This is a genomic window from Mesorhizobium sp. M7A.F.Ca.ET.027.03.2.1 (assembly GCF_003999175.1).
Lineage (GTDB): Bacteria > Pseudomonadota > Alphaproteobacteria > Rhizobiales > Rhizobiaceae > Mesorhizobium.
Genome location: NZ_RZOM01000125.1, coordinates 1 through 9,033, shown reverse-complemented (window position 1 = coordinate 9,033; position 9,033 = coordinate 1). Strand labels below are relative to the sequence as shown.

Sequence of the window (9,033 nt, the reverse complement as noted above, 5' to 3'; positions counted from 1 at the left end):
CGGTCATCTGGGGCTTCCTGCTGTTTTCCGCGCGCGGCGTCGACAGGCTGCCCAAGCGCGGGCTGTCCTGGTTCGGCTTCGCGCTGCTGGCCGCTGCGATGGTCGGCTGCGTTGTGCCGCCCAAGACCTGGCCGCTGCCCACCGGCCTCGGCGGTGTGTTTGGCGACATGGTGCTGAAGATCCCCGGCGTCGTCATCGGCGGCTATCCGACCGGGCTGATCGCCAGCATCATCGCCATCCTGCTGGCCGCACCCGCGCTGTGGCTCTTTGCCCATGGTTCGGCGCTGATCGGTCGCAAGAACGGCTTCGCCGTGATGGAGGACGAGCCCGCCGCCGATCCGCGCGAGGACGACCTTTTGTTCGACAATGACGAGGACGAAGGCGACGAGGGTATCCTGGCGCTCGGCGCCATCACCCATTGGTGGCTGTCGCTGCGCGCGTGGATGCACCGCCGTGCCTTGCGCCGCAGGCAGGAGCGGGACGAGTACGAGCCGGAGATGGAGCAGCGCTCCACAGCCTGGCGGCGCGCCGCCGAACGGGTCGAATCGGCGGAGTTTGCCGAGCAGCGGATGAGCCAGGATGGCCGCGCCCGCGTCGAGCCCGAATTCTTCGCCGCCATGGTCAATGACCGCAGCGCCTCGCTCGACCCCGACGATGCCGACATCTTCGACGACCGCTTCGACAATGCGGGCGAGGATGCCGATTTCGACGATGAACCTGTCGTGCAACGCCGCGGCGCGCCGACCGCCAGGGTGCAGCCGTTCCGCTCCGACGCAGCCACCCGCGTCGAGGCGCCGGCGGCGCGCCCCGTGCCCGGCGCCCGCGTCCAGCGCGAGGCGCAGACATCGCTGATCGGCTCGGAAAAATTCGAAATGCCGTCGCTCCACTTCCTCTCCGAGCCGAAGAACGTGGTGCGCGACGCCAGCCTGTCCAAGGACGCGCTGGAACAGAACGCCCGCCTGCTCGAAGGCGTGCTGGAGGACTTCGGCGTCAAGGGCGAGATCATCGCCGTCCGTCCCGGTCCGGTGGTCACACTCTATGAGCTCGAACCGGCGCCCGGCATCAAATCGTCACGCGTCATCGGCCTGTCCGACGACATTGCGCGCTCGATGAGCGCCATCGCCTGCCGCGTCGCCGTGGTGCCCGGCCGCAACGCCATCGGCATCGAACTGCCGAACGCCAAGCGCGAAACCGTCTATCTCAGAGAGATTCTGGCCAGCCGTGACTTCGAGACGACGAAGGCCAAGCTGGCGCTGGCGCTGGGCAAGACCATCAATGGCGAGGCGGTCATCGTCGACATCGCCAAGATGCCGCACGTGCTGGTCGCCGGCACCACCGGCTCGGGCAAGTCGGTCGCCATCAACACCATGATCCTGTCGCTGCTCTACCGGCTGAAGCCGGAAGAATGTCGGCTGATCATGATCGATCCGAAAATGCTGGAACTTTCGGTCTATGACGGCATCCCGCATCTGCTCACGCCCGTCGTCACCGATCCGAAGAAGGCCGTGGTGGCGCTGAAATGGACCGTGCGCGAGATGGAGGACCGCTACCGCAAGATGTCCAAGGTCGGCGTGCGCAACATCGACGGCTTCAACGCCCGCGTCAGCCAGGCGGACAAGAAGGGCGAGAAGATCTCGCGCACCGTGCAGACCGGCTTCGACCGCCAGACCGGCGAGGCGATCTACGAGACCGAGAACCTCGATCTCGAGCCGATGCCCTATATCGTCGTCATCATCGACGAGATGGCCGACCTGATGATGGTCGCCGGCAAGGACATCGAAGGTGCCGTGCAGCGCCTGGCGCAGATGGCGCGCGCCGCCGGCATCCATGTCATCATGGCAACGCAGCGGCCGTCGGTCGACGTCATCACCGGCACCATCAAAGCCAATTTCCCGACCCGCATCTCCTTCCAGGTGACGTCGAAGATCGACAGCCGCACCATTCTGGGCGAGCAGGGCGCCGAGCAGCTGCTCGGCATGGGCGACATGCTCTACATGGCCGGCGGCGGCCGCATCCAGCGCGTGCACGGCCCGTTCGTCGCCGATGAAGAGGTCGAGAAGATCGTCGCGCATCTGAAGCTGCAGGGCGTGCCGGAATATCTCGACGCCATCACCGAGGATGATGGCGAGGACGACGACGAGCCGTCGGGCAAGGGTGGGTCCGGTGGCGGCAACAGCAATTTCGAGGATTCCGACGATCCCTACGATCAGGCGGTCTCCGTGGTGCTGCGCGATGGCAAGGCCTCGACCAGCTATATCCAGCGCCGGCTGGGCATCGGCTATAACCGCGCCGCCTCGATCATCGAGAAGATGGAAAAGGAAGGTATCGTCGGCCCGGCCAACCATGCCGGCAAGCGCGAGATCCTGGTGCCGACCGAAGAGGACAAGTTCTGACCAGAAAGGCCGACCCTTGTGACATCCCGGTCCGGCAACCTTGAACCTTTCAAGGCGTTGAAGCGACCAAGGGACGTCTGACCCGCCAAATTTCAGCCTAACTGGGGGTCCAAGCACAGAACAACTCAGGAATCAGATGAGAGTGACCGACATGAAAAACGATCTTTCAGCGCTCAGCACATTTGCTCCATCCCGGCGTCAGTTGCTGGGCCTCGGCCTGGCGTTTGCGGGGGCGGCAGCCTTCAACGCGGTGCCCGGCTTCCAGGTGCTGGCTTCGGCGCAGGCGGCTGTGCCGACCGCTGCGCAGAAGATCGCCGACCACTTTTCCTCGGTCAAATCGATGAGCGGCGAATTCGTGCAGTTCGGCCCCAAGGGCGAGCAGACCGGCGGCAAGTTCTTCCTCGAACGGCCAGGCAAGATCCGCTTCAACTACGACGGCTCTTCAAACTTCCGGGTGATTTCAGACGGCCAGTCGGTGGTCATCCTGAATAAGAGGCTCAACACGTCCGATCTCTATCCGCTGTCGAAGACACCCTTGAAGCTGCTGCTCGACAACAGGATCGATCTCTCCGGCGACCGCGTCAAAAGCGTCAAGCAGGAGGATGACCTCACCACCATCCAGCTCGCCGATAAATCGGTGTTCGGCAATTCGAAGATCACCATGATGTTCGATCCGAAAACCTTCGACTTGCGGCAGTGGACGATCACCGACGCGCAGGGCAAGGACACGACGGTGATGATCTTCAACACCAAGGAAGGCGTCAGCTTCGCGCCGGATACTTTCGCCATCGACTACACGGCGAACCGCGAGCTCAACACCAACAAGGCGCGCTAGGCCAATCGCACCAATAGCTGTGGAAAGCGCCGGGTCACGCCTCAGCGGGCGTGGTCCGGCTTGTCTTTGCGGCTTGCGGCTGGCAGTTTCCCGGACTGACTCCGCCGAAAGGCGTCTTCCCCGCCGGGGCCCATCGGTTCTGGCCGGTCGCACGCTGTCCTGGATTGCCAATGCCCTTTTCCATCGCCACCTGGAACATCAACTCCGTTCGCCTGCGCATGCCGATCGTCGAGCGCCTGCTCGTCGAGCATGCGCCCGACGTGCTGTGCCTGCAGGAAACCAAGGTTCCCGACGAGCTGTTCCCCGAAAAGGCTTTCCGCAAGCTCGGCTACGAGCACATCGCCTTCCATGGCCAGAAGGGCTACCACGGCGTAGCAACCGTGGCTCGGCGGCCGATCGAATTGGTCGAAAAGCGACGCTTTTGCGAAATCGAGGATAGCCGGCACCTCTCGGTGACGGTGCGGGCCGGCGGCAAGGCGATCCTGCTCCACAATTTCTACGTTCCGGCGGGCGGCGACGAACCGGATCCTGTCATCAACAGGAAGTTCAAGCACAAGCTCGACTTCGTCGCCGAGATGAATGCCATCCGGGCAGAACATGACGAGGTGTCCGGCTCGGTGCTGGTCGGCGACCTCAACATCGCCCCGCTCGAACATGACGTCTGGTCGCACAAGCAATTGCTCAACGTGGTCAGCCACACGCCAATCGAGACGGAAAATTTCGAGGCGATGCGCCGCGCCGGCGACTGGGTCGACCTGATGCGGCTCAACGTGCCGCATGAGCAGAAGCTCTACACCTGGTGGAGCTATCGCGCGCAGGATTGGGAGCTGTCCAATCGCGGCCGTCGTCTCGACCACGTCTGGTCGTCGCCGAACCTGGTGCCCAGCTTTTCCGGCTACGAGATCCTGCGTCCGGCGCGCGGCTGGGAGCGCCCGTCGGACCATGTGCCTGTCATCGCGCGGTTCGATCTGGACTAGTCTGGTCGAAAATGCCCGCGTGCGGCAGTCAGTCGGCAGAGGTGGAGTCGGCTGGATCCACCCACGGACGGCCCAATCGTGTCACCATCGCCGCGTACCCAACGGCACCTGCCGCCCAAAGGAAGATGCCAAGCTCTTTGACGACGTCTTCGGCGATGGCGGCCGCAGAACCAAGGGTAGGAAACAGATCTCCGATCTGGTCGATGGATGCCGACAGCGCGAGCAGGAAGCCTGCGGCCACAAAGACGATCGTGCCGTCGAATGTCTTCCGTCGCAGCCGAAAGAACCAGAACAGCCCGGCGGCGGCGTAGACAATCATCGCAACGATCTCTGGTATCGCAACCATGGGGAGCACGTCCTCATGGATCAACAACAGGTCATCGAGCCCCAGGAACAGGGTAAGGCCGCCGAGAAACGTGCAATCCCATCGGTGCGTGAGCAGGCCAGCAAACAGGGTCACCGCGCCGGAGCCGATCCACAGTGAAGCACCCAGGGACGAAATCCACCCTGTATAGAAGCCGACTTCGGCGACCGCAGATGGATCTCGATAAAAGATCCACGCGTCCAGACCACGAATCTGCGCAACGAACAGAGCGGCTAAGAGCATCGCGACGTTAATCGCCGTCGCCGTCAGTATGACCAAGCGCCAGGCTATCGTCCATTCGCCGCCATGCTTTGTGTTCAGCGCGTTGTTCTCTGGCATTTGCTATTCTCATTGAGGACTGAGAGGAACTCCATTGGAACCAAAATGCGACAGCCGCCAGATCTGCCGCCGAGAACTCCGCCTGCATTGTGCCGGTGGTCACCATGGTTGCAGCGCTTCGCTCCACCGAACCCATTGTACCATGGCGCCGATGTTCAGGTGAGGCTGGCCTGCAAATGGCCGACCTGAATCTCAACGCGCTTCGAAGCGCGACCAAATGAATTCAAGTTCAAACGGCGCGCTTCAAGTCTTCATGCATGTCGTTGTCGCGAAATTGCTGGGCTGACAGTTTGCGAGATCCGGCAGATGGGGATGGTCGCGGCGGCGCGTCGCCAGCATGCGTTGCGCCGCTTCGATGATTGTCGGCGCAGGCACATTGGCGACCAAACCGGTCGGACTGGCATGGCGGGATTCGATCACGTCCACGCAGTTCGAAAGCGGCCTCCAACGGGCCATGTTGGCGCCGCCACTGAGGATAACCATCGGCGTCATCACGGTTGCCATGAGATGTGCGGTACCGCCTTCGGCGCCGATGTAAAGATCGGCAAACTCGCCGAGCGCCAGCAAGATGTCACCGATATCGACACCTTCGATCGCGGCGGAATCGACAAGCCGCAGCTTCGGTACGCGCTGAGCCAGTTCAGCCATATCGGGACCATCGCCTGGGGTTTTCACATAGAGAAGGTTCGCCCCGTCGGCGATCAGGCTGTCGGCGATCGCGGCAACCTGATCCGCCGACATGCGCTTGCTGGCGCTGCCGTGCGCAGCGATAATGATCAACGGAGCCTGCTTGCCGTCCGCAAGGCTCCTGGCCGCCGCTCGCGCGGCCGGGCCCGGCTCTAGCCGATGATCGAAAGGCAGCCGCTTGCCGGCAAGGCGTTCGATGAGGCGGTGGTAGCGCCAGGCATTGTGCCCGGGTCGTGCTTCAGGCCTTTGGCCCAGGCGCCAGGAAAGGGCGAAAGCCGGAAAGTTTGCCTCATAGGCGATGCCGCAGCCGAGCAGTGATGCCGAGGCTTGAAGCAGCCAACGCGCCGAGATGCGGAAATCGACAACGGCCAATCGCCCCTTGCCCTTGCGGTGATCGGCGACCAGGCGCGCCAGCGGCGTGCGCACATTGATCGCATCGACCAAATGGCCGGCATGGCGATTGAGGCTATGTTCAAGGGACGACGACCGGGTGGTTCCGTAGACGATGAAACTATCGGGGAATGCCGTTCTGGCGGCGCGCAAAGCCGGAATCCGGATCAATCCGTCGCCGAACGCGTCATTGCGGGAATACAAGATAATCGTCTCGTACCGCCCTGACGGCATGGCTCGCTCCCCCCAGGAGCCTGGTGGTGATGGCGCCTGCTGTGCCGGCCGCCTTCGGGGTGCTTTAGGATTTCACCTCGGGCCTGTCAACGGACCCTTGCCCCTGGATCCGGGCGTCCGGATGAACGAGCCATTGGCGATTGCCGCTCCGGCCGCAGTGCGCCACGATCAGTTCATCGCGGCCGTTGAAAAGCGCTGCCGCGCTTCCGCCTTTGGCCGCGAAACAACAGCTTCGCAGGCGGGCAGCCTTCAGCCGGAGAAGCGCGGCGCCAGTTCCTCGATGCGGCGGATCATCGCCTGAAATTCCTCCGAGATGCGCTGGTGGAGCTTGACCGCGATCTCGGGATATTCCTCCAGGATACGGCGGAACATCTTGCGGCTGAGACGCATCACTTCCGAATCGATCTCGGCCGAGGCGCTGGTCAACCGGTTGGTGTCGGCGATCAACGCCAGTTCGCTCAGGATCGTGCCGGGGCCTGCCGTGCCAATCGGAATGCGTTCACCACCCTGCTCCCGGTAGAGCACGATGCGCCCACTGACGACGATATAGGCGGAATCGGCCTCGTCGTCCTCGCGATAAAGCTTGTGGTTGGCAATCAGCCTGGTGTTCTCGGCGCCAAAGGCGAGCAGGCGCAATTGTTCCTGCGTGAAGCCCTCGAAGAGCCTCACGGCGGACAGGACGCGGATGTCGTCATCCAGCGCCATCTAGCTATGTCCCCGAACCGACAGTCCGACTCCTCCTCTGCGAGTTCGATCCAAACCACCCTCCAACTGGATCGTACCCGAAAGCGGCCCCGCCCGACCGCTCATTGGATAATGAAATGTTTAAGGAACCAGCTTGTAGCCGCCGCTTTCTGTCACAAGAATTTCCGCATTGGAAGGATCGCGCTCGATCTTCTGGCGCAGCCGGTAGACATGGGTTTCCAGCGTGTGTGTGGTGACGCCGGAATTGTAGCCCCATACTTCCTCGAGCAGCACGTCGCGCGTCACCACCTTCTGGTCGGCGCGATAAAGATATTTGATGATCGAGGCTTCCTTCTCCGTCAGCCGGACCTTGCCGCCGCGCGGGTCGAGCAGCAGTTTCTGGCTGGGCTTGAAAGTATAGGGCCCGACCGAGAAGGTGGCATCCTCGCTCTGCTCATGCTGGCGCAGCTGCGCCCGAATGCGTGCCAGCAGCACGGCAAAGCGGAACGGCTTCGTCACATAGTCGTTGGCGCCGGCCTCGAGACCAAGAATCGTATCCGAATCGGTGTCGTGGCCGGTCAGCATGATGATGGGCGCCTTGTAGCCGCCCTTGCGCAGAATCTTCACCGCTTCGCGGCCATCCATGTCGGGCAGTCCGACGTCCATGATGAGCAGATCGATGAGGCCGCCGCGCGCTGCGGCGACACCTTTTGCCGCAGTCGATTCCTGTAGCACGTCGAATTCCTCGTAAAGGGATAATTGCTCGACCAGTGTGCCGCGCAGGTCGTCATCGTCGTCGACGATCAGTATGGTGCGTGAAGTCATGGATCAATCCGTTGTTTTGAAAAGAAAATTCAGTTGACCGCTGCCTGTTTATGCGGAAGCTGATCGGCGCAACAGCCGTTCACAGTGATTTGTTCCGTGGCACGATCATACAAGAAAAAACACGATCGCAATGCAGCCGGCGCAATTTTGCGAAAAGGGCTGCGTGTGCTGACCGTGCGGGCGAGGCCTGGGCATCCAAGCCAGGGCCTGCTGCAGGCCGGGAAAACGGTGTTTGCCTGTGCGTTGGGGCGCGGTGGCATCTCGGCCGGCAAGCGCGAAGGCGATGGCGCCACGCCGCTGGCCGCGATGCGGATCCTGTCGGGGTATTTCCGGGGAGATCAGTTCTCCAGCGGCCGCAGGACCCGTCTGGCGATGACGCCGATCGGGCCCGATCTGGGCTGGTGCGAAGTGCCCGACGACCGCAACTACAACAGGCCGGTCAAGATACCCTATGGCGCCAGCCACGAACGCATGCGGCGCGACGACCGGCTCTACGACGCCTGCCTTGTGCTCGACTGGAACCTGTCGCCGCGCCGGCGCGGGCGCGGCAGCGCCATCTTCTTCCATCTGGCGCGCCCCGGCTTCACGCCGACGCAAGGCTGTGTGGCTGTCACGGCGCAAACCATGGCGCGGCTGCTGCCGCTGCTGTCGGACCGGACGGTGGTGAGGGTGGTAAGATAGTAGGGGAGTAGGCAGTAGGCTACCTGTCGGCGCTGACTTAAATTTTCCTCTACTGCCTATTTCCTACTGCCTATTCCCTGACCTTCGCGGTCTCTGCCAGCCCATGTCTAGCAGGCCCAGCCGGCCAAGCTCCCTGTCCATTGCGCGAGCGACGTCACGGCGCTCGCCGCCGATATCGCGCAGTTGGCGATCGGAGAGATCCTCGACGTTCTGGTAGGCAATGTCGCGGCCGGCGAGGCGTATCGCGGCCCGGGCGTGACGCAGCCAGTCGAGAGTTTCGCCCAGCCAGGCCGGGCGAGGTGTCGATGAATTCAAAACGATGATGGACATGGTGTGCTCCGTTCTCCCCGGATATCAAATCCGGCTTGATGATGTTTCGATGGATGGATGATGCCAGATTGAAATCTCTGCGAGAAACGAGTAGTTTTCTCTGGATCATCAAGTTTTATTTGAGGATAGGATGGCTCGTCTTCTGCCCGGGACTCGTGCCTTGAGGACACTGGAAGCAGCGGCCCGGCACCTCAATTTCACCCGTGCCGCCGACGAGCTCGGCCTGACGCCGGCCGCCGTCAGCCATCAGATCAAGGAAATCGAGGATCAACTCGGGCTGGTGCTGTTCACACG

Annotated in this window: 10 protein-coding genes; 5 read left to right on the top strand and 5 right to left on the bottom strand. The window is 62.5% G+C overall.

Going from position 1 to position 9,033, the window contains the following annotated elements; translation table 11 throughout:
- From EN750_RS08270 to EN750_RS08260, 3 genes are all read left to right on the top strand, one after another.
- On the top strand, positions 1 to 2,393 hold a 2,393-nt coding region (locus tag EN750_RS08270), incomplete at its 5' end, for a DNA translocase FtsK (RefSeq protein WP_145967485.1).
- Between the two features lie 151 nt (positions 2,394 to 2,544).
- On the top strand, positions 2,545 to 3,228 hold the full coding sequence (locus EN750_RS08265; protein ID WP_127267333.1) for an outer membrane lipoprotein carrier protein LolA: 684 nt from the start codon (positions 2,545 to 2,547) through the stop codon (positions 3,226 to 3,228).
- Between the two features lie 170 nt (positions 3,229 to 3,398).
- Positions 3,399 to 4,205, top strand: a complete 807-nt coding sequence (locus EN750_RS08260) for an exodeoxyribonuclease III (RefSeq protein ID WP_127396140.1) — start codon at positions 3,399 to 3,401, stop codon at positions 4,203 to 4,205.
- Positions 4,206 to 4,233: 28 nt separating this feature from the next.
- Here the strand turns inward: EN750_RS08260 and EN750_RS08255 are convergent, their stop codons facing one another.
- The 4 genes from EN750_RS08255 to EN750_RS08240 form a co-directional block, all read right to left on the bottom strand.
- Complete coding sequence (locus tag EN750_RS08255; RefSeq protein WP_127396139.1) at positions 4,234 to 4,908, bottom strand: hypothetical protein; 675 nt, start codon at positions 4,906 to 4,908, stop codon at positions 4,234 to 4,236.
- A gap of 243 nt (positions 4,909 to 5,151) precedes the next feature.
- On the bottom strand, positions 5,152 to 6,219 hold the full coding sequence (locus EN750_RS08250; protein ID WP_189526096.1) for a glycosyltransferase family 9 protein: 1,068 nt from the start codon (positions 6,217 to 6,219) through the stop codon (positions 5,152 to 5,154).
- A gap of 249 nt (positions 6,220 to 6,468) precedes the next feature.
- Positions 6,469 to 6,924 (bottom strand): cyclic nucleotide-binding domain-containing protein, encoded by a 456-nt coding sequence (locus tag EN750_RS08245; RefSeq protein WP_023811239.1) that lies wholly within the window; start codon positions 6,922 to 6,924, stop codon positions 6,469 to 6,471.
- 120 nt (positions 6,925 to 7,044) lie between these two features.
- Positions 7,045 to 7,728, bottom strand: coding sequence for a response regulator transcription factor (locus EN750_RS08240; RefSeq protein WP_013528898.1), 684 nt, complete (start codon positions 7,726 to 7,728; stop codon positions 7,045 to 7,047).
- Between the two features lie 144 nt (positions 7,729 to 7,872).
- Between EN750_RS08240 and EN750_RS08235 the strand changes: the two genes are divergently transcribed.
- A complete protein-coding gene (locus EN750_RS08235; protein WP_174800339.1) occupies positions 7,873 to 8,409 on the top strand; it encodes a L,D-transpeptidase in 537 nt (178 codons plus the stop codon).
- 63 nt (positions 8,410 to 8,472) lie between these two features.
- Here the strand turns inward: EN750_RS08235 and EN750_RS08230 are convergent, their stop codons facing one another.
- A complete protein-coding gene (locus EN750_RS08230; protein ID WP_127396138.1) occupies positions 8,473 to 8,739 on the bottom strand; it encodes a hypothetical protein in 267 nt (88 codons plus the stop codon).
- A gap of 130 nt (positions 8,740 to 8,869) precedes the next feature.
- On the opposite strand from EN750_RS08230, the gene EN750_RS08225 reads away from it, so the two are divergent.
- Positions 8,870 to 9,033, top strand: a 164-nt coding sequence (locus tag EN750_RS08225; RefSeq protein ID WP_127396137.1) for a LysR family transcriptional regulator, incomplete at its 3' end; no start/stop codon positions are given.

What these genes read in the sequence shown, in the direction of transcription:
- EN750_RS08265 (WP_127267333.1), top strand. Translation starts at nt 2,545, where the DNA reads ATGAAAAACGATCTTTCAGCGCTCAGCACATTTGCTCCATCCCGGCGT.
- EN750_RS08260 (WP_127396140.1), top strand. Translation starts at nt 3,399, where the DNA reads ATGCCCTTTTCCATCGCCACCTGGAACATCAACTCCGTTCGCCTGCGC.
- EN750_RS08255 (WP_127396139.1), bottom strand. Translation starts at nt 4,908, where the DNA reads ATGCCAGAGAACAACGCGCTGAACACAAAGCATGGCGGCGAATGGACG.
- EN750_RS08250 (WP_189526096.1), bottom strand. Translation starts at nt 6,219, where the DNA reads ATGCCGTCAGGGCGGTACGAGACGATTATCTTGTATTCCCGCAATGAC.
- EN750_RS08245 (WP_023811239.1), bottom strand. Translation starts at nt 6,924, where the DNA reads ATGGCGCTGGATGACGACATCCGCGTCCTGTCCGCCGTGAGGCTCTTC.
- EN750_RS08240 (WP_013528898.1), bottom strand. Translation starts at nt 7,728, where the DNA reads ATGACTTCACGCACCATACTGATCGTCGACGACGATGACGACCTGCGC.
- EN750_RS08230 (WP_127396138.1), bottom strand. Translation starts at nt 8,739, where the DNA reads ATGTCCATCATCGTTTTGAATTCATCGACACCTCGCCCGGCCTGGCTG.